Origin of the sequence: Parendozoicomonas sp. Alg238-R29, from assembly GCF_947331445.1 — a bacterium.
In the GTDB taxonomy this organism is placed as follows: Bacteria; Pseudomonadota; Gammaproteobacteria; order Pseudomonadales; family Endozoicomonadaceae; genus Sansalvadorimonas.
This window is the reverse complement of sequence record NZ_CAMZOG010000054.1, coordinates 1-21,781: the sequence shown is the minus strand read 5'-3', so window position 1 is coordinate 21,781 and position 21,781 is coordinate 1. Positions and strand designations below refer to the sequence as shown.

At 46.7% G+C, this 21,781-nt stretch carries 15 protein-coding genes; 11 read left to right on the top strand and 4 right to left on the bottom strand.

Features of this window, described 5'->3' with window-relative positions; translation table 11 throughout:
- Window positions 1-180 precede the first annotated feature (180 nt).
- From QMA35_RS13820 to acs, 3 genes are all read right to left on the bottom strand, one after another.
- Window positions 181-567, bottom strand: a complete 387-nt coding sequence (locus tag QMA35_RS13820) for a hypothetical protein (RefSeq protein WP_281647740.1) — start codon at window positions 565-567, stop codon at window positions 181-183.
- 40 nt (window positions 568-607) lie between these two features.
- Window positions 608-1,972, bottom strand: a complete 1,365-nt coding sequence (locus QMA35_RS13815; protein ID WP_281647739.1) for a rhodanese-like domain-containing protein — start codon at window positions 1,970-1,972, stop codon at window positions 608-610.
- 703 nt (window positions 1,973-2,675) lie between these two features.
- On the bottom strand, window positions 2,676-4,649 hold the full coding sequence (gene acs / locus QMA35_RS13810; protein ID WP_281647738.1) for an acetate--CoA ligase: 1,974 nt from the start codon (window positions 4,647-4,649) through the stop codon (window positions 2,676-2,678).
- 203 nt (window positions 4,650-4,852) lie between these two features.
- Between acs and QMA35_RS13805 the strand changes: the two genes are divergently transcribed.
- Complete coding sequence (locus QMA35_RS13805) at window positions 4,853-8,284, top strand: PAS domain-containing hybrid sensor histidine kinase/response regulator (RefSeq protein ID WP_281647737.1); 3,432 nt, start codon at window positions 4,853-4,855, stop codon at window positions 8,282-8,284.
- Here the strand turns inward: QMA35_RS13805 and QMA35_RS13800 are convergent, their stop codons facing one another.
- Window positions 8,285-8,941, bottom strand: a complete 657-nt coding sequence (locus QMA35_RS13800) for a response regulator transcription factor (RefSeq protein WP_281647736.1) — start codon at window positions 8,939-8,941, stop codon at window positions 8,285-8,287.
- A gap of 155 nt (window positions 8,942-9,096) precedes the next feature.
- Here QMA35_RS13800 and QMA35_RS13795 point away from each other — a divergent pair, with 155 nt between their 5' ends.
- From QMA35_RS13795 to QMA35_RS13750, 10 genes are all read left to right on the top strand, one after another.
- Entirely contained in the window at window positions 9,097-10,239 is a 1,143-nt protein-coding gene (locus tag QMA35_RS13795; protein WP_281647735.1) for a protein kinase family protein, read from the top strand.
- A gap of 153 nt (window positions 10,240-10,392) precedes the next feature.
- A complete protein-coding gene (locus tag QMA35_RS13790; protein WP_281647734.1) occupies window positions 10,393-10,662 on the top strand; it encodes a DUF4212 domain-containing protein in 270 nt (89 codons plus the stop codon).
- Between the two features lie 2 nt (window positions 10,663-10,664).
- Window positions 10,665-12,470: a sodium:solute symporter family protein gene (locus QMA35_RS13785; RefSeq protein WP_281647733.1), complete on the top strand. Its 1,806-nt coding sequence runs from the start codon at window positions 10,665-10,667 to the stop codon at window positions 12,468-12,470.
- A gap of 88 nt (window positions 12,471-12,558) precedes the next feature.
- Entirely contained in the window at window positions 12,559-14,412 is a 1,854-nt protein-coding gene (locus QMA35_RS13780; protein ID WP_281647732.1) for a DUF294 nucleotidyltransferase-like domain-containing protein, read from the top strand.
- A gap of 6 nt (window positions 14,413-14,418) precedes the next feature.
- On the top strand, window positions 14,419-15,030 hold the full coding sequence (locus tag QMA35_RS13775) for a 3'-5' exonuclease (RefSeq protein WP_281647731.1): 612 nt from the start codon (window positions 14,419-14,421) through the stop codon (window positions 15,028-15,030).
- 65 nt (window positions 15,031-15,095) lie between these two features.
- Window positions 15,096-17,051: a sensor histidine kinase gene (locus QMA35_RS13770; protein WP_281647730.1), complete on the top strand. Its 1,956-nt coding sequence runs from the start codon at window positions 15,096-15,098 to the stop codon at window positions 17,049-17,051.
- Window positions 17,048-17,749 (top strand): response regulator transcription factor, encoded by a 702-nt coding sequence (locus QMA35_RS13765; protein ID WP_281647729.1) that lies wholly within the window; start codon window positions 17,048-17,050, stop codon window positions 17,747-17,749. Before QMA35_RS13770 ends, QMA35_RS13765 begins: the two co-directional genes overlap by 4 nt.
- 225 nt (window positions 17,750-17,974) lie before the next feature.
- The gene (locus QMA35_RS13760) at window positions 17,975-19,738 is read left to right on the top strand and encodes an ATP-binding cassette domain-containing protein (protein ID WP_281647728.1); all 1,764 of its coding nucleotides are present in this window, start codon (window positions 17,975-17,977) and stop codon (window positions 19,736-19,738) included.
- 1 nt (window position 19,739) lies between these two features.
- Window positions 19,740-21,056 (top strand): HlyD family type I secretion periplasmic adaptor subunit, encoded by a 1,317-nt coding sequence (locus QMA35_RS13755; RefSeq protein WP_281647727.1) that lies wholly within the window; start codon window positions 19,740-19,742, stop codon window positions 21,054-21,056.
- A gap of 84 nt (window positions 21,057-21,140) precedes the next feature.
- Window positions 21,141-21,781: retention module-containing protein (locus tag QMA35_RS13750; protein WP_281647726.1), on the top strand; the 641-nt coding region annotated here is incomplete at its 3' end.

Below are 21,781 nucleotides of genomic sequence, written 5' to 3'. Positions count from 1 at the left end.
CATCAGTCCACGATTGCAGATGCACTTGACTCTGGTCGAATATCAAAACCAGTTCCAGATAAAAACGAAGGCTCTTCTGATCAGAGCTCAGAGAGAGCAAAATCTTAAGTAATTTGAAAAATTCCCCGTAATACATCTTTACGGGGTAGGGGATATTTACTCTACCTGTTGCACAAACTCTTACTGTTTACGGACGTATTTCACACAATCACTGGCAATAGACGAGATGCACAACACTGCAAGAGCAATCTCTAAGCTGTATAGAACATAGGTATAGGTGTAGAGCTCTTGCAAGAGCGGTGTATGCAGTGCAAGCAAAAGAAAACCGGCTGCTACCATCAGTGAGCATGATCGGCCCGTTTGCCCGGCTCTCCAAAGATAAAGTGTGTAAGCAAAAACCATAATGGCAAAAGCCGAATGAACGGGAAGAAGCTCTGGCGAGTATGTTCCCACAAGGTGTTCCATCTTCCGGTAATAAAGATGGCGCATCACACCAGCCCGATATTGGGCTTGGTATTCTAGTATTCCACAGGCTATCAGTGCTAAACCTGCCAGTGTCCAAATCATACGATTAAGGCACTTATGGTTGAAGAGTTTGACCATTCTACTACTGAACAAAGTGTGAGTTTACAGGGCCAGATTCCGATGGCAGACCTGCGTTACTCCAACCTATCCAACCATCACTGAATACGCTGATGTTGTTAAGACCCGCAACATTTGCATAGTAGTAGATTTCTGCTGCTCGCCAACCGCTTCCGCACATAAAAGCCAGATGTTTACTGGTATCAATACCCTGTTGCTGCCATAAGGACAGGAATTCGTCTGGGTTACGCATGGTTTTATCGGGATTTCGAAAATACTCCATACCGTAGGAATCACTAGTGCCCGCATAACCAAATACAGAACCTGGAATACGACCTTTTTTGTCGTGGTAGGTGTAACCAGAGGTTTTGCCCAGATGTTCATCCATCGTGCGATTATCTACCAGCACAAAGTCGTCATTTTGGTTGATGTTGTTTTGTACATACTCCATTGTGGTGAAGACTTCGGGGCGGCTTGGTGTAGCAGCGCCAAAGCTTTCTACCGGAGTTGGTTTATGGCTTTGGGTTTCTAAATCATATCCAGCCATTGTCCAGGCCAGAGTGCCACCGTTCAGAATACGGACGTCTTTGACTCCCAGATACTCTAAAACCATGGCTAAGCGATAAGCGGCTGTGCCTTCATCGCTGCTCACAATAATGGTGTCGTCTTTAGTGAAACCAAAGTCGGTGGCGAACTTGGTGAGTACCTGATCATCGGCCAGCATCCACATCAGAGGTTTTGAGTTGGAAGGTGGTTCAATGATGTCTGTATTCACATGAAAAGCCGTGGGAATATGGCCTTTACGGTAAGCGGTTTTCTCTTTACCCCAGCTGGCTTCTACCATTTTTATGGTTTCCGCATTCTCAAAAGTTTCCGGGCGCTTGCCGTCGAGAACGTCTTTAACGACTACAGCAGGAACAATGTCCTGATAATTGGTGAATTTCACCAGAGGGCGATCAGCATCATTCGCCCATTCGTTAAAGTCGAATCGATACAGGTTTTTAAAACCTTTCTGTTTCAGGTACTCAGCCACTTGTTCAGCATCGTCACCGTTTGCGTCGTACAAAACAACATGCTGCTCTATGGATAAACCTTTGTTCTCAAGAATTTGGCTCAACTCTGTTTCGAGATCGTCATTATCGACTTTAAGCCAGTTGGCAGAGAAATCAGTTGCGCCTGGTATGTGACCTCCCCGCTCAATGCCGTCCAGTTTCCAGCCGTTAAAAGCATCATTAAGGCGAGTGTCGACAATAGTCCATCCATCCTGGTCAAGATGTGATGCGACTTGCTCTGGCGTGAGCGTTTCAGTGAATAGGCTTTGCTGTGCTTGAACAGAAAAACTCAAGGCGACAATAAGAGCAGGAATAATCCTGGGAAAAAAACGAGACATGTTTCATCCATTCGTAAATCGAATTTTTATTCGCAGCACGACCAAAGGTGAAACGGTGTGAGCTGCGCAGTTATGCGAAATGTGTTGAATGGCCTGCTAATCAGGAACGTGACAAACGCTGGGCACAGGTTGAGAAAGGTACGGTCGAAAAGAGTACGAAGAGATAGGCATATCAGTTTCCAGGTTATGTGAGTTCAATAGTCACATTTATGCCAGACATGCTATCTGTCTGCTCTCAGTGCTACCTTGTTATAGGTCAAATAAACTTAACTGAGGTATGGTTTGGAGAGGTGGAAAGTGCGTATGCCTTAAGGGGCGTGATTTGTTGTTTTGGTAATGATGAACGATAGATTAAACAGACATCATAGATTTATACTTTCGCTGGTCTTCATAAAGCTCCATAAACACCTTGTATTTGGCTTCATAAAAATCAGCGGTTTTACCTGTAGTTTTGCTGGCAGTACCCAGACGTTTGCCATTCCGATCAAAAACTCCGGCTCTGGCACTGTGGATATCATAACAGTGCTGATTTGAAGGTTCCGGAAAAGTACCTTCCTGCCAGTTGCCGAAATGACTATATCAATAATTCTGCAGCGATCTTTGTTGATGGTGTAGACATGACTAGCCAATCTTTGGGAGGTTAAAAATAAAAACGCCCGAACAGCCTTGTAAAGCCGTTCGAGCGTTACTATATCAGCTACCGTCAGGCGCTGACCTCTACCCGATCAGCAATCAGCTGATCAACAACACCGGGATCCGCCAGTGTTGAGGTATCTCCAAGACTTTCACATTCACCAGCGGCAATCTTGCGCAGGATGCGACGCATAATTTTTCCTGAGCGGGTCTTGGGTAACCCGGGAGCATTCTGAATCACATCCGGTGTGGCGATTGGCCCAATCTCGTGGCGAACCCATTTCTTGAGATCAGTTGCCAGTTCGAAGGAGTAATCTACATCTTTATTCAGGGTGACGTACACGTAAATACCCTGACCTTTGATATCATGGGGGTAACCGACAACTGCGGCTTCCGCCACATCATGGTGAGCTACCATGGCACTCTCGATTTCAGCCGTTCCCATACGGTGACCGGAAACGTTGATCACATCATCAACCCGGCCGGTGATCCAGTAGTAGCCGTCTTCATCCCTGCGGGCGCCGTCACCAGTAGTGTACATGCCTTTGAAGGTAGTGAAGTAAGTCTGCACAAACCGTTCATGGTCACCATAAACAGTACGAGCTTGACCGGGCCAGCTATCAAGAATCACAAGGTTGCCTTCCGCTGGGCCATCAACAATATTGCCCATATTATCCACCAGTGCTGGCAGTACGCCGAAGAATGGGCGGGTGGCTGAACCGGGTTTCAGGGCAGTTGCACCAGGCAAAGGTGTGATCATGGCTGCACCGGTTTCTGTCTGCCACCAGGTGTCAACAATAGGGCAGCGACCTTCACCAACTGTTTGGTGATACCAGTGCCATGCCTGAGGGTTAATAGGCTCGCCGACAGTTCCCAGTAAGCGCAGGCTCTTACGGCTGGTGCCTTCTACAGCTTCATCACCATACGCCATCAGTGCACGGATAGCGGTTGGAGCAATGTAGAGAATATTAACATTGTACTTATCAATAATCTGGCTGACCCGGTTCACTGTTGGATAGTTTGGCAGACCTTCATGCATAACAATGCTGGCGCCATTGCAGAGTGGGCCGTAAACAACATAGGTATGACCTGTCACCCAGCCGACATCGGCGTTACACCAGAACACTTCACCATCCCGATAATCGAACAGGTACTGATGAGTCATGGAAGCGTAAACAAGATAGCCGCCGGTGGTGTGTAGAACACCTTTTGGTTTGCCGGTGGAGCCCGAGGTGTAGAGGATAAACAGAGGGTCTTCAGCATTCATCTCTCGAGCCTGGCAGTGAGGCGAAGAAATTTGCTGCAGTTCATGCCACCACACATCACGATGATTGTGCCAGGGGATATCCGCTCCGGTGCGCTTGTAAACAATCACCTTTTCAATAGAACGGATATCCGGGTGAGTCAGCGCTTCATCAACATTGGCTTTCAGGGGGATTTTCTTGCCACCACGTACACCTTCGTCGGCAGTGATGACCAGTTTGGCGTTACTGTCGATAATCCGCCCCGCAAGAGCTTCTGGTGAGAAACCCGCAAAAACAATAGAGTGAATGGCACCGATACGGGTACAGGCCAGCATGGCCACAGTCGCTTCAACGACCATGGGCATGTAGATCGCAACAATATCACCCTGACGAACGCCCTGAGATTTCAGGGCATTGGCAAACCTGCACACCTCTTCATGAAGTTCACCGTAAGTTACTTCCCGCTGCTCTCCGGGTTCATCACCTTCCCAGTAAATAGCTACTTGGTCCCGGCGGGTTTCCAGATGGCGATCCAGGCAGTTATGGGACACATTGGTCGTGCCATCTTCGAACCATTTGATATCAACATGGTGGTCATCAAAAGATACGTTTTTTACTTTTGTGAAAGGAGTAAACCAATCAATACGCTGACCGTGTTCGCGCCAGAAACCCTGAGGGTTCACGATAGACTGCTGATACATCTGGCGGTACTTGGTATCGTCAACCAAAGCTTCAGTCGCGAGCTGAGGGTCAACCGGAAACAACGAAGGCGCCTGATCTTTATTATCGGGGGTGCTCATGGGTCACTCCTGTATTTTTATTATTTTTCAGCTCCGCTGTTAAAAGCGGTATTAAAATTTTTATTTAGCTGATTTATCAAAAGCACGATGTGGATTCTTACTTTTGTCGCATAACTAGGCCATTAGACCTTGGTCTAAACCATTGCCTGATACCTGAAAATTGGCGAACATCCATTCTAGAAGAATAATGATATGGATGCATTATGAATGGCTGGCTGATTATTCTGGTATCACTGATCTACGCCGGGGGGCTGTTTGCTGTTGCCTGGTATGGTGATAATCACGACCGCTTTCGTAAAGGTCGCTGGCAGCCACTTGTTTATAGTTTGACCCTGGCTGTTTATTGCACTTCCTGGACTTTTTTCGGTGCCGTTGGTCAGGCTGCCATATCTCCATGGTCGTTTATCCCCATCTATCTTGCTCCGATTGTTGTGATGCTGTTTATGTGGCGATTGCAGGCAAGAATGATCCTGATTGGTAAGCAGGAAAATATCACATCAATTGCCGACTTTTTGGCTGCCCGATATGGGCGTTCGAGATTAGTTGCCGTGGTTGCCACAGTTGTGGCTGCGTTTGGAGTGATTCCTTACATCGCCTTGCAATTGAAGGCGATTCTTATGGGTTACAGCCTGTTGTCAGCCGATCAACTCTATTTCTTTGGTGGTGCCACGGCCAGTCAAATAGTCTCTGGTGATACAGCTTTGCTTGTAACTTTTGCACTGGCAGGCTTCAGTATTCTTTTTGGTACCCGCCATCTCGATACAACCGAACATCATCATGGCGTGATGCTGGCGGTGGCTGTTGAATCCATTCTCAAACTTCTGGCATTTCTTGCAGTTGGGGTATTTGTTATCTGGCAGGCGCCCCAGGGGTGGACCGGGCTTATCAGTGAAACCCAAACATTGAGTGCGCCAGAAAACAGTGACTGGTTCAGCCTTTCTGTTATGACTCTCATATCCATGGCTGCTTATTTCTGCCTGCCTCGCCAATTTCACGTTACAGTGGTTGAAAATACCGATGTGAAACATTTCCAGACAGCCCGTAAAATTTTCCCTGTTTACTTGCTGTTGATGTGCCTGTTTGTCTTGCCGGTTTCTATGCTGGGTAAACAGATATTGGCTCCGGGAGTGTCTCCCGATACTTTTGTTATCAGCCTGCCGATGGGAATGGGTTATTTCAGTCTGGCGGTTCTGGCGTATATCGGTGGTGTGTCTGCGGCTATCGGTATGGTGATTGTGTCTGTTATTGCTCTGGCAATCATGCTGGGTAATGAAGTTATTGTGCCTTTATTGCTGAAGGGCAAACGATTACCGGACTCTTCTTTTAAAGAGCTGCGTGGCCTGCTGCTGAATATACGGCGTGGGCTGATTGTCGCGATTCTTTTGCTCGCTTGGGGATTCTCGAGAATTATTGATGGACAGTCTCTTGCCGCTTTAGGGTTTATGTCATTTACCGCATTGGCTCAATTGGCACCAGGTTTGATTGGTGGCCTGGTGTGGCGAAACAGTAATCGCAATGGTGTTGTCTTTGGTATTTTTGCCGGAGGTTTGAGCTGGCTTGTTTTATTGGTTCTTCCTGCTGCTGGGTTGGAATTGCCGATTATTTCCACTCTAAAAACAGTCGCTCCTGATAATGTGCAGGAAGCTGGCATGCTCATGAGCTTATTGGTGAATGTCGTTTGCTATTGGTTTGGCTCTCTGTTTTTTGTACCCCGTTTGCAGGAACGTCATCAGGCTGGGCGTTTTATGGATGTGCGTGCTCTTGGGCAGAGCGACTTGCCTGTTTCCAATGTTCGGGTTGATGAGCTTGAGCAACTGGCGGCCCGGTTTGTTGGAGAAGACAAAGCCCGGGAAGCTTTCGAGGCGCAAGCCGGTGAGGAGCAAACCTGGATGTTCCGACAGCGTAAGGCTTCTCCCATCCTGCTGGCGATGACCGAGCGTTTGTTGTCCAGTGTTCTTGGCGCTTCTTCTGCCCGCATTGTTATGCGCAGTGCTTTGGATGGGCACCGCATGGATTTGACTGATGTAGAAAGCATTGTTGATGAGGCGTCGTCGGTGCTCACTTTTAATAGGGAGCTTCTGCAAAGTTCTATTGAAAATATTGAGCAGGGATTGAGTGTTATTGATCAGGATCTCCGGCTGGTGGCCTGGAATCAGCAATATTTGGAAATGTTCGACTACCCCGAGGGTTTGGTTTGTATAGGGAGGCATATTTCTGAATTGATTCGCTTTAATGCCGAGCGGGGTTTGTGTGGCCCGGGAAGTATTGAGGAACATGTGCGTAAACGGGTGAAGTGGATGCAGAGCGGTACAGCTCATCGATCAGAGCGCACCTATAACAACGGAACCGTTATCCAGATCCAGGGCAACCCTATGCCTGGTGGCGGTTTTGTTATGAGCTTTACCGACATCACCAGCTTCCGTGGTGTGGAAAATCAGTTGAAAGCGGTGAATGAAGAGCTGGAATTACGGGTTCAAGAGCGTACTCAGGAGCTGGAAGTTTTAAATCAGGATTTGTTGAAAGCAAAACAACAGGCCGAACAGGCCAATGGTGCACGCAGCCGTTTCTTTGCTGCAATAAGTCATGACTTAATGCAGCCCATGCATGCCGCACGCTTGTTTACTGCCACCTTGGTAGATGAATTCAGGGAAGGGCGTGTTGGAGAGTTAGCTGGGCAGCTTGATAGTTCACTGCAGTCGGCAGAAGACCTGCTGAAAGATTTACAGGAATTATCCCGTCTGGAAACTGGAAGAGTTTCCCGCCATATAGAATCCTTTTCTATCGATGATCTGCTCCAGCCCTTGAAGAATGAATATGGCGTTATGGCAGACAAGTATCAGGTGACATTTCGCCTGGTGGGAAATGCCAGGGTTGTGAAAAGTGACCGAACCTTATTAAGGCGGGTGCTGCAGAACTTCCTCGCTAATGCATTCCGCTACGCCAAAGGTGGAACAGTTCTGCTGGTATGTCGGCGGTCGGGGGGAGGGTTGCGGATAGAAGTTCGTGATAATGGGCCGGGAATTCCTGCCCAGCAACAGGAGAGTGCTTTCCGGGCTTTTCAACGATTGGATCATAGTGATGCACAGGGTTTAGGGTTGGGGTTGGCAATAGCGCGGGGAATTGCTGGGGTGTTAAACCATGAACTGGGTTTGCATTCTGTACCCGGTCAGGGTTCAGTGTTTCATATCACTGTTCCAACCAGTGAAATCTCACCAAGGCTGGTGCGTTCGGTAACGCCTTTTGTTGCATCCAATAAGCTTGCCGGTGTTCATGTGTTCTGTATTGATAACGACCCTATGATTCTGGAAGGGCAAAAGGCGCTTCTGCAACGCTGGGGTTGTTATGTAGAAACGGCAACTAACAGGAATGAAGTGCTGCAGAAACTGGAATCCTTTAAACCGGATATTATTCTTGCAGATTATCACTTGGATGATGGCGCTAAAGGGTTGGACTGCGTTTATGCCATCAGAGACCAAATGGAGTATGAGCTGCCAGCCATTATTATTTCTGCTGATGCTTCACCTCAACTTAAGGCGCAATTGCGTTCAGAAGAATTGGGTTTTATGCCAAAGCCAGTGAAACCGGCCACCCTTCGTGCATATATGAGTCGATTCATGGAGTTAGAACGCCCCTAGCTATTTCAGGTCAGGCTCAGCTTCAAACTCCATCTGCTGCAGAGCTATAACTGCCTGAGTTCGGTTATTAATCCCAAGCTTACGAAATATGGCTGTGACATGGGCTTTGATGCAAGCTTCAGAAACTTGCAGCTCCCAGGCAATCTGTTTGTTGCGCAAGCCATCACGTAACATTCCCAGTACTTTAAATTGTTGCGGTGTCAGTGAGGCGATTTTTTCGTTGAGCTGATCCTGGTCTGTATCGTCTTGTTCCGGAGTGGGCTCTATATCTGCAGGAGTCCACACATCACCTTCAAGTACTCTACTTACTGCAGAGGTAAGGGTGTCCAGTGGTGATGATTTGGGGATAAAACCACAGGCTCCGTGTTTTAAAGACTGATGAATCACACTGGCTTCTTCACGGGCAGAAATCACCGCAACAGGGATTTCCGGGTGGTGGCTTCTCAAATAAATGAGGGCAGAAAATCCATGGGCGCCGGGGATTTGTAAATCCAGAAGAATAAGATCAGGAGCTTCAGTGTTTTCCAGCAGGCTTTGCAGCTCATCAAAGCTACTTGCTTCAGAAAGAGAAGTATCACCCAGCCCTTGAGACAAGGCAGTACGCAATGCGCTGCGAAACAGAGGGTGATCTTCAGTGATAATAATCCGGTAGTTCATGGGCCGGTTTATTGTTGTTGTGATGGAAACAGGGTGCCAGTGGTTGTGGGTACAGTCAAATCCACTAACGGAAGTGTTAGAGGAACTGCACAGCTTTTGGATTCTCTTGATTCTATTACTGTCTTAACTGGCCCATATGCTTTCAAGGGTGAATTATGAATAGGGCACGCAGGCAGCATTGTCAGCCATATAGCGCCACTCGAGAGCTTAGTTGGGGGCAGAAAGTTGGGCGGCTATTTGGTTTTGGTCGGAGTGTCTCAGTTCTTCGGCTATCGGAAACCTCTATGGAAGAACTGATTGCCCGCCATCAAACCAGTGGTTGCCCGGTAGGATATGGCCGAGTGGGAACGGTTTATAAAGTCAGAACTCGCATTTTGGAGCCGCTTGTATCCACTTCTTACCGAACCACACCTTATCCTGTATCTGGAGAGCGTCTGCCAAAGTTTGTAGCATTGAAAAAGGCCACAGCCAGAAAGAAAGAGGAGAGTGAGGAGGCCTTAACAGATCTTCGTAACGAATGGGATATGCTCAGCAACCTCTACCATCCAAATATTGTTACGGTTCATGGTTTTATTGAAAACTTTCAGGGGGCATTTCTTGCCATGCCATTTTATCATTGCTGCCTGAGTGACCTGGTCGAAGATAATATTCGCCTAAGCTCGGTTAAATATTCCACTAAGGATATGTTGTTTATCAGCAGGGATATCGCTAGAGGACTTAAATACCTGGTGGTTGATAATGGAATTCTGCATTGCGATCTGTTTCACAAAAATATTTTGGTCACATCAGATAACACTGCTGTCATTGCGGACTTTGGTAAAGCGAGAACGTCTGCCAGTTGCGTTGCGCGAATAAATTTTGAAAAGTATCATGAGGGAATTGTAGCTCCAGAGTTGTATATTAGGGAAACATCATTCACGCCCCAGTCAGAGTCATTTGCGTTCGGCCATGTTCTTCTTTGTATTTTGGTCGGGCAATCCAAGGTGCCGATCTGGCAAATAAAAGAGGAAGCATTCCAGAGTCTTCTCTCTTTTTTTACTACTGAAAATCTGGCCTTGAATAATTCTGTTCTTAAAAATAATCCTCAGCCCGAAGCTGTCGAAAAGCTTCTGGAAGTCACGTCATCATGCTTGAAACTTTCCCCTGCGCATCGTGCTGGGCCTGACTGCTGGGTTTCAGGGGTAGAAGACGCGATAAGGGAGTTTAGATACGAGGTTGACCAGAGCGAAGACGTCAAGCCTGATGTCAACATGAGCGATGAATCAGGGCGTACTGGTTCCTGGTGCGTAATTTCATAATCTCTACTCTGACATGATAATGGATTCTCCCGAGCTGTAATTCATCGTTCACTCTGTTGTGCCTCTTATCCCAAAGTCTAAGAGACGAAGGTATAGACGATTGATAGTGTATCCCCGGCACTAATAAAAATAACAAATGCGGGAGTATCCCCTATGAGTGATGGTAAAGCGGCAGCCGCTGCTTACTGGAAAGAAAATCTTCGCGTATTACTCACACTGCTTTGCGTCTGGTTTGCAGTGTCGTTCGGTTGCGGAATTCTCTTTGTTGATGAGTTGGACAAAATCGTAGTCGGTGGATTCCCATTGGGCTTCTGGTTTGCCCAGCAGGGTTCTATCTACACCTTTGTGGCTTTGATATTTGTTTATGTATGGCAGATGAATCGTCTGGATCAAAAATACAATGTTGACGAGAAGGGGGCGTAAATATGGATACTCAAACGCTTACCTACCTGTTTATTGGTTTGTCCTTTGCTTTATATATTGGCATTGCTATTCGCACTCGCGCTGGTTCAACCGGTGAATACTATGTGGCCGGTGGCGGGGTTCATCCTATTGCCAACGGTATGGCGACGGGGGCGGACTGGATGTCGGCCGCGTCGTTTATCTCTATGGCGGGAATTATCTCGTTTGTTGGCCGTGATGGTGCTGTATACCTGATGGGCTGGACTGGTGGTTACGTACTGCTGGCTATGTGCCTCGCACCTTACCTGCGTAAGTTTGGTAAGTTTACTGTGCCTGATTTTGTGGGTGAACGTTACTACTCACAATTAGCTCGGGTTGTGGCTGTTGTCTGCGTTATCTTCATCTCGTTCACTTATGTGGCCGGGCAGATGCGTGGTGTAGGTATTGTCTTCTCCCGTTATTTGGAAGTGGATATTAACCTTGGCGTTATGATCGGTATGGGGATCGTGTTCTTTTATGCCGTACTCGGTGGCATGAAAGGTATTACTTATACACAGGTGGCCCAGTACTGCGTGATGATCTTTGCCTTTATGGTGCCAGCGATTTTTATCTCCATGATGATTACCGGAAACCCGATTCCTCAGTTGGGTTTTGGTTCCGATGTGGTGGGAACCAATACCTCGGTGCTTGAAAAGCTTAACGGTTTGTCTGCAGAGCTTGGCTTTGCCCAGTATACCGATGGCAGTAAGTCCACTGTTGATATGTTCTTTATCACCATGGCATTGATGGTTGGTACTGCGGGCCTGCCCCACGTTATTGTGCGCTTCTTTACTACCCCGACCGTTCGCGATGCACGGAAATCAGCCGGTTATGCATTGCTGTTTATCGCCATTCTGTACACAACGGCTCCTGCCGTAGCCAGTTTTGCTCGTATCAACCTGTTGAATACTGTGAGTGAGGCGTCGTACAAGGATCTTCCTGAGTGGTTCTCTAACTGGGAAAACTCTGGCCTGATCGCGTGGACGGACAAAAATAACGACGGCAAGATTCAGTATCACCCAGGCAAGCCTATAGAAGGCAAGCCCAAGTTTACTGATGAACGTGGTGCCAATGGTGAACGTCTGGTGTCCAACAATGATACAGCTAACAACAATGAGCTGTATGTTGACCGGGACATTATGGTGCTGGCGAATCCAGAAATTGCACAACTTCCTGGTTGGGTGATTGCTCTGGTTGCAGCGGGTGGTCTGGCGGCGGCATTGTCTACTGCGGCGGGGCTGTTGCTGGTTATATCAACGTCCATTTCTCACGACTTGCTTAAGCGTAACCTGATGCCGAATATTTCTGATAAGCAAGAGCTTCTGGCTGCCCGTGCGGCTGCTGCAGTGGCGATTGTTATTGCCGGTCTGTTTGGTATTTATCCGCCAGCGTTTGTGGCACAGGTTGTAGCATTTGCCTTTGGTCTTGCGGCCGCTTCGTTCTTCCCAGCCATTCTGATGGGTATTTTCTATAAGCGCATGAATAAAGAAGGTGCAGTCACTGGCATGATTGTTGGTCTGGTATTTACCTTCAGTTATATCGTGTATTTCAAGTTTGTGAACCCAGGTGCTAACAATGCCGAAAGCTGGTTGTTTGGTGTGTCCCCAGAAGGTATTGGTACTGTAGGTATGCTGCTGAACTTTGCTATTTCTCTGGTGGTTTGTCATCTGACTGCTGCTCCACCCAAGGAGATTCAGGATCTGGTAGAAGATATTCGTGTGCCAAGCAGCCGTGGTGTTGCTGGTGCAAGTGTTAATGACGCGACAGGTGAACCTGCCAGCGTTTCCTGATAGGGCTCGTTAATCGTTGTAGTTGAAAAGAGCCCTTCGGGGCTCTTTTTCATTTAAAAAAATAGAAGCAGTTGATAAGGGGGTAATTGTGGATACTGTGAGTCGCCAGACAGAAAACCGTACTACCAGTTATGAACAACGTTTTTATCAACCGCCGTTTGATTTGCTATTGGATGAACAGCGAGCGGCAGTTATTCGTTCAGCAAGCCTGAGCTGGTTTCGCCCTGGAGAAAAGTTAATTCGTGCAGGCAGCAAGCCGGAGTCGTTGATGATTGTCCAACGTGGGGTCATTGAAGAGCGCTCGGCAACTGATAAACAAAAAATCTATGCCCATTATGCTGAAGATGATTTGTTTGATGCGCCAGCTCTACTGAATGGTGGTGCTAAGCATGAATATATTTGTTTAGAAGAAGCGCTGATTCAGGAAATCCCAAGCGGGCTTTTTCTCGATATTTGCAAACAAAACTCTCTATTTGAAGGAGCTTTACAGGCCAACCTTGGAGAAAAGTATCAACGCTTGGATTCTGAAAGTCGCCCGGCAATGGCAGACTTTCTACTGAGTCGTATTGAACGTCATCATTGTACGCCAGCCAAAACACTATCCTGTTACACTCCACTTTCTGATGCAGTCAGGATTCTTGAGGAAGAGCACCTTGAAGCTTTGTTGGTGGATTTGGAAGAATCCAGTGTGGATGCCCATCCTAATGCCAGGCTCGGTATTGTTACCCGCACAGACCTTTTGCGGGCGGTTGCCATAGAACAACTGCCTTTAGAAACTCGTATTGGAAGAGTGGCTGTTGCGCCTCTGGTCAAGATCTCCATAGGTGAGTATTTGTTTGATGCACTGCTGGTCATGACCCAGAGGCGTATTGAGCGAGTTGCTGTATTTATGGAAGATGAACTGGTTGGTTTTCTTGATCTAACCCGTATTCTGGCCTTGGCATCCAATCATTCGCACCTTCTGGCTATGCGTATTGCCAGAGCAAGTCATATTGCTGAGTTAATTCACTTATCTCCGGAAATTGAGCAGCAGGCTCGCAGTTTGTTTAGCAACGGTGTGCGAACCGGTTTTGTCATGAAGCTGGTATCGACTCTTAACGACCAGTTATTGAAACGACTTTTCGAACTGCATTTCCCTGAAGAGCTTCATAACCAAATCGCTTTGCTTTCTCTGGGGAGTGAGGGGCGTGGTGAGCAAGTTATAAAGACCGATCAGGATAATGCACTGATTGTTGCTGATGGTTGTGTATTACCTCCTCAAAGTCTTCTGGAAAGTTTTACTGAATTATTGATCGCCTGCGGCTGGCCAAGGTGTAAGGGTGAAGTGATGGTCTGTAACCCCCACTGGGTAATAACACAATCCCAGTGGCAACAACGGATTATAGGCTGGATAGATAATGCTTCACCTGAACATATGATGGAAATGGCCATGATGGTCGATGCCCGGACTGTGGCAGGCAATACAAGACTGCTTGATGAGTTTCGAGAAGGCTTGCACAAAACCCTTGGGCACCGTGAATCTTTCCTTGCAACATTTGTAGCTCCCGCACTTCAGTTTGATACTCGACTTACCTTTTTCGGCCGTATTAAGGAAGGGAAGGATCACCGTATGGATATTAAAAAGGCGGGCATCTTTCCCCTTGTTCATGGTGTTCGAACTCTTGCTCTGGAGGGTCGGATTTCTGAGTTATCAACCATTGAACGTGTTGCTGCTTTGAAAGAAAATGGACAGATAGATGCAGATCTTGCGTCCCGGTTGGAAGAAGCGTTTTTAGTATTAAACCGCTTGCGACTTGAGCAGCAGGTTGCGGGTATTTGCGATGGTAATGAGCTTGATCTTGAGAAGCTGGATTACCGGCGCAGAGATATGCTTCGTCACTGTCTGCATACGGTAAAGAAATTCCACCAATACCTTCAGCATCATTTTCACCTGGGAGGGTAGTTGATAGTGGACGCATTGATCCCCGACGGTTTGCGATATCGCTGGTATGGTATGCAGGCTCGCAACAAGGCGATATTTTCAGAGTTGTTCCCACCATTGGGCGTTCAGGAATATGTCAGTCTTGATCTTGAAACAAGCAGTCTTGATACAGAAACGGCGGAGATTCTTGAAATCGCAGCAGTACCTGTCAGGCAAGGAAAGGTATTTCCCGGTGAGTCGCTGGTTATAAAAGTAAAACCCTTTGGACGGCTGGATCCAGATTCGGTTCCCATACACCAAATTAGAAGTAAAGATCTTGAAAGTGCAATGGATCCTGAGCGTGCGTTAGGTGAGTTGTTGAAATTTTTAGGAAGGCGGCCATTGTTGGGGTTTAATATTCGATTTGATCAGTTGATTATTAATCGATATTGCAAAAAATATTATGGATTTAAATTTCCCAATCTGGCTTTGGAATTATCGCATGCCTATTATCGATGGGTTTTAAACAAAAATCCGGAAGGCGTTACGGATCTTAGGTTTGAAACAATCTGCACAGAACTTGGGGTTCCTGTTTTTGATCGACATACGGCAAAGGGCGATGCCCTTTCTGTGGCGCTGGCGTGGTTGAAGATGAAATGAAAGTTGATAATTAATCGATAATTCCACACTATCCCTCGAATAAATAAAAACCCTATGGGAAGAGTATGAGTGGTAATGGCCTGAAAGGTCTGTTATATACCCTGAAATTCTGGGTGTTTCTTGTTTGTACCAGTACGGCTTTTGCGCAAAGTAATGTAAACCAGGTTGTTGAACTTGGGGATCAGTTTGAGTATCCGGCTAAGGATCGGATTCAGCTTTTGAGAGATCCTCAAAGCTTGCTCAAAATTGATGACATTCGAAAGGCAAATGATTACTTCCAAAACATAGATGCTTACCCTGCTCTCGGATATACCCGAGAAACGGTATGGTTCCGTTTACCCATTGTTCGTAAGCAGCATGCCCGATCTGAGTGGGTTTTAAAAGTAAATCCCAGTTACCTTGATTCCGTTGAGCTCTGGTTAGAGCAGGATGGAAAGATCCTGATAAACAAAAGCATTGGGCGCCGTGATTATGGCAACTCCGGATATGTAGTTCCTGATGCGCTTCAAACACTGTTGGATATTCCCTCTGGAACTTCTTCTCTTTATATGCGCGTAGAAACTGCAACAACTCTGGCAATGCTACCGGTGTTTATGGCACCAGATACGTTTTTGCAGAAAAGTGAAAAAAACAGTTTTCGTATAGGGCTTATCATTGGCGCAATGGTTTTTGTTTTCGTCTTTAACTGTGTTTGCTGGTGGATAACAAAGGTTGGGTTATACGGGCTTTTTGCTGGATATATTGGCTTTGGTTTTTTTGGATTGCTGGAAGGCGCTGGCATTATTTCCAGTTTTTACTGGAGTGGATGGCAATATCTTACTGCCAGACCATTAAGTATCAGTCTTGGTTTCAGCTGGTTGTTTGCGTACCTCTTTTTCTTACAACTATTTGTGGATAAAAAGAAAGACTGGTGGCTGTGTTATCTATATTACGCATTGTTCATCGTTGCTATTGCTCAGATTGTTAGTGGAGTGGTTGGTGGGAATGCATACAGTTATGTTACTGAGGTTATGACCCCGCTGGGGATAACAGTCACAGTACTGACTCTGATTCCAGTCTGGAGGCTGATTTGTAATGGACAGACAGGCAGTCAAAAGCTTTTGGGTATTGCTTTTCTTCCTCATGCTTTGTTCTTAATACCCAACCAGCTTTTTGTCGGAGGGTGGCTCCCACCATCCCTATTCAGCATTTTTGGGCAGACACAGGCCGGTGTTCTGCAGATTGGTATTCTTCAAGTGGCGCTGTTGTTTAGAGTGAAGGATTTACTACAAGAGCGAAAATGGGCACTGGAAAATGCTGACAGAGTCAATGCTGAGGTAGAAAGAGAAAGAGAGATTCGTGAAGAACAGTCTCGTTTTCTATCCATGATTACCCATGAAATTAGAACACCACTTGCAGTGGTTGATATGTCGGTACAGTCGCTACGTGTCTTAGATGGTGAGCCAGATGAGTTCCGGCTAACTCGTTACAGCCGAATACAGAGTGCTGTAAAGCGTATGGCAACACTTCTGGAATTAGGGCTTAAAAAAGACGATATAAATGGGGGAATCTGGCAACCGGACGATGTTGTTGATTTAACTGAAATCAGTAAAAAAGTTATCAGTGAATTTCCTGTTGACCAGAGAGGTCGCATCGAACTGGGCAACCCTGAAAACGGGTTGTCCATTAAGGGTAACAAAGCCGCTTTAAAGCTGACTTTTTTTAATCTGGTTGAAAACGCTTTGAAGTACTCGGGCGATAAAAAGATTTTTGTATCTACCGGTAGCAAACCTGGGAAGATTTTCTGGCAGGTAGAAGATCAGGGGCAAGGTATTCCTAAAGAGCAGCGTGAGAAGGTTTTTGAGAAGTTTTTTCGGGCTGGTGAACATAGTGGCAAGCCAGGTCTTGGGCTTGGTTTGTATATTTCCCAGCAGGTTGTGCAGCGCCACGAAGGACGCCTCCAGTGTTTGGAATCCCGGTTGGGTGGCGCTTGTTTTCGATGTGAGTTTTTTAAAAGTGTCTCTGGAGGGAATAGGGAATGAATATCGCTGTTGTTGAAGACAACCAAGATTTGCGCTTCGAACTTGAATTCCTGCTCACCCATCACGGGCATAGTGTTTCTTCATTTTCGGATGCTGGCAATTTTTGGAGGTTTCTGGATAACAAGCCTCCCCTGGATATGTTAGTTCTCGATCTTGGCTTGCCAGATGAAGATGGCTTGTCGGTTGCAGAAAAGCTAAAAGGCATGCCAGGCCTCGGGGTTGTAATGTTAACAGCTCGGGGGGCATTGTCTGATCGTATTGAGGGTTTTGAGCGTGGTGCAGATGTTTATCTAACAAAACCGGTGAATGTATCGGAACTCAATGCGGTGATGGAGAGCATCCGTCGTCGTATTAGTGCTGAACGAGAGTTAAATGTACCACCTGACAGCTTCGAAAAAAGTACTGTTCTGAAACAGTCAGGTCGCCAGCTCATTCTTCCAAATGGGCAGGCTGTTGGATTAACTGCGGCCGAAGGAACTGTTCTAAAGGTTTTGGTCAGGGAAGGGCTTCAGCCAGTTTCAAGGCGAACTTTGTCTGAGGCTTTGGGGCAGGATTATATAAATTATGACGAGCGGCGACTTGAAGCGATCGTCAGTCGATTGAGAAAGAAGCTGAAAGCAGAGTATTCAGAAGTTGAATTTATAAAAGCTGCCAGAGGGGTTGGGTATCAGCTTACTGTGCTAGTAAGAGCGGAGTAAATGGTCAGGTTTTGTCAGTCTTAAGCGACAGATATCTGGTAGTCTTTTTTAAAGCAAGAGCGTCCTTACTATTTGCTCACTATAATGTAAAAGTCAGTAGTCTTGTAGTGATTGGAGTGTGTTGTAGTTCACATTGCTATCAAATACAGTTACCCAATGTGAGAGTAAATAATAGTTAAGCGTTAAATAAAGCGGATGCAAAAAATACAATAGGTGAGGGGATTTATGCCTGAAAGTAGTGGCATGTCTGCGTCGATGGGAAAGTCATCATATTCCTGGTTTTGGCAGGCTGTTATTCCCTATTGGCGTGTTTATCGGGATGTGTTGGTTGCTAGTTTTCTAGTCAACCTGTTCGCTTTGGTGTCCCCGCTTTTTGTGATGAATGTGTACGACCGTGTTGTACCCAATCAGGCCTACGAAACTTTGTGGATGCTGGCGGCTGGTGTCGTTCTGGCCTTCACTCTTGAGTTTGTTATCCGTCTTCTACGTACTCGTTATGTTGACCTTGCTGGTCGACAGATTGATCTCACTCTCTCTTCCCGCTTAATTGATAGACTACTTGGATTAAAGCTTTCAGCTCGGCCTGGAAGTACGGGAACGCTGATGAACAGCCTTGCCGAGTTCGACAGTATCCGTACTTTTATCACTTCAACGTCTGTTATGGCGTTTATCGACCTTCCTTTTGTTGTTCTTTTTCTGGGGCTTGTGGCCTGGATTGGTGGCTGGATGGTTATGATTCCTGTGACCTGCATTGCCTTATCACTGCTTGTTGCATGGGTATTAAACCGGCCTCTTCAAACTGTGATTGCTCATCAGCAGGAGGCTTCTTCCCGGCGACAGAACTTTTTAATGGAGCTATTAATCGGTTTGGTTTCTATAAAGTCATGCAATGTTGAGCAACAGAATCAACAGCGCTGGAGTGATTTAAACAGGGAGGTAGCGGATTCCAGCCTCACGATCCGTAAGTTGCAGGCAGCCTCAACCCAGTCGGCCACATTTTTTCTTCAATTGAATACTATTGCGCTAGTGATCTTCGGTGTGTATTTGATCAGCAGTGGTGATTTATCCATGGGTGGCTTGATTGCTATGATGATGATCTCTGGACGATGTGGCGCTCCGGTTTCTCAGGTTATCAGTTTATTAAACCAGTATGAAAAAGCCGTACAGGCTATGGGTCATGCCGGTGCAATTATGAGCTTACCCCAAGAGTATCCTGCTGGCCGACAACTTTTGGAACCGGAAGAATTTGTTGGTAGTTGGCTTGTGAATAATGTTTCTTTTGCTTATCCAGAAAGCCCAACACTTATCAAAAACATAAGCCTTGAAATACCTTCAGGACAAAAATTGGCAGTTTTAGGACGAATGGGGTCAGGGAAGACGACTTTTTTGCAGTTGCTTTCGGGACTTCAGGAAGCTGGTGAAGGTCATGTTTCGCTCAACAATATCGACTTAAGGCAACTGAATCCGGAGTGGTTGCGCAAACGTATAGGCTATGTACCCCAAAAAAGTGAACTGTTTAACACTTCTTTGCGTGAAAACATTACTATGGGGCGTTCAGGTTTAAGCGACAGTGACATTTTGGAGGCCTTGGAAAAATCCGGGTTGGCAGGAATTGTGCAGGTTGGTAGTGCCGGGCTTGACTTTCAGGTTGGTGAAGGTGGTCGCAATCTGTCGGGTGGGCAGGCTCAAGCTGTTGGGTTGGCGCGGGCACTGGTCACTCGCCCCGATGTATTGCTTATGGATGAACCAACCAGCGCAATGGATAGTCAGGCCGAAGCTCGTTTCCTTCAATTACTGAAACAGCTTCATGGTATTACGGTGGTTCTTGTGACTCACAAAATGAATCTGCTGGTTGCTATGGATAGCATTATTGTTTTTGATCAAGGAGAGATAAAAGCGCAAGGCCCAGCCCGGGATATGCTTGCGCGCATGTCTGCCCTTCCAGAAAAACCTCCTGCTTCAAAGAAAAGAGCGGAGGTTGTGAACTGATATGACAATCAGCCGGCAAAATGATTCCTGGCATGCGGCTACCTCCGAGGAAATTGCTTCTATTTCCCGTGGCAGCCGCCCTCTAACATACCTGACCCTTCTCTCAATTGTGTTGTTTATTGTTTGGGCTGCCTGGTGCGAGATTGATGAAATCACCAGAGGGATGGGCAAGGTTATTCCATCCAGTCAAGTTCAGGATGTACAGAATCTGGAAGGCGGCATAGTCAAAGACATTCTTGTTGATGAGGGAGATCTGGTTGAGCAGGGGCAGGTGTTATTGATTATGGATGACACCCGGTTTGCAGCTGCAAGAGAAGGGCAGTTTGCCAATCAGTTTGCTCTTGAAGCCAAAATGGTACGCCTGAAGGCAGAGATTGAAGGTGTTGAGCCGGTTATGCCAAAAACGCTGTTGGATAATGTACCTGAACTGGCACAACGGGAGCTGGAGTTGTTTGCTAGTCGCCAACTGGAATTGGCCAGTACATTGGGAGTTATTGAACAGCAATTAAACCAACAGCAGCAGCAACTGGAAGAAACTGGCGCTCAAAAAAGATTATTGGAGCGTCGACGTCTATTGTTGGATGAAGAGTTCAAGCTCTCCAAAGAGTTAGAAGTTGAGGGCGCTGTATCACGAGTTGAAGTTCTCAGGCTCGAAAGGCAAGTGAGTGATACCCAAGGTGAAAAACAGATAGCCATAGAAGCCTTTGAGCGCATTCAGGCTCAGCAACAGGAAACGCGACAGAGAATTCGTGAGGTTGAATTTGCATTCAGCAATAAGGCCAGAGCTGAGATGAATGAGGTGTTGGCTCAACTACAAGAGTTATCAGCCAAAGATGTTGCAGTTGCGGATCAGGTAGAAAGAACGCGCGTTAGGGCTCCTATGAAAGGGGTAGTAAAGCAGATTCTTGTGAATACTGAAGGTGGTGTGGTTCAGCCCGGTATGAGCATGATGGAACTTATTCCGGTAGACGACACCCTTGAAGTAGAAGCTCGTATCCGGCCGGAAGATATTGCGTTTCTTCATCCTGGTCAGAAAGCAACCGTACGTTTTACCGCTTACGACTTCACAATTTATGGTGGTATTGATGGTGAGCTCACCCATATCAGTGCAGACACCATTTCAGATGAAGAGGGTGAGAGCTTTTATATTGCGCGAATAAAAACCAAAAAAAGTTATCTGGGCGAACTTGAGCAAAGTCGCCCAATACTCGCCGGGATGGTGACCACGGTCGACATCCTGACGGGTAAAAAATCATTATTAGATTATTTGCTAAAACCCGTATTACGGGCGAAACAGCTAGCGTTCTCTGAGCGTTAAGCCGGCATTAATAGAATTAAAGCCAAAAACTTTAAATAACGGATAACCCTGGAAGGTTACCGCGCAGAAACGGGATTTGACGGAATGGACAGCATCATCGAAGTAGTTGTGGGTAAAGTTACATTAGCTACAGGTAATGTGATTGCAATTTCTCCAGATGGCGAGCAGAGGGCGCTAAAGGTAGGCGATGCTGTTCATCGGGATGAAATTATCCAAGCTGGCTCAAATGGTGCCGTCGCGATACAGCTGACCAATCGACACAGCTTGGAGCTGAGCAATAACCAAGAGGTTTTGCTTTCCCTGAATGCGGTTGCCCAGTTTGTTGAGGCTTCTTCAGAAGATCTTGATATTGAGCGAATTCAGCAAGCTCTGGCAGATGGCGTAGATCCTGATTTGGTTCTCCCAGCTTCACAGGCTGGAGAAGAAACAGACCTCACAGCAGAGGAATTGGAAAAGCTTCCGGCTACAGAGGCGGGTGAAACTGTAACCGAAGAAACAGCTGACAATATAGGATTTGATAGGCAGCCCATCGTTGAGTTGAGCGGTATGTTGGCTCAGCCTGAAGCTGGATTTGAAACAACCCCAGCTACTAGTGATATTTCATTTTCCACACCTTTTATTAGTCGAGATAATGTCACAAGGTTTTTAGGTGACGGCGAACCGGGTGATGCCAACGACGACAACACCGATGCGCGCGTGTGGATCACCGACAGCACCACCGAAAG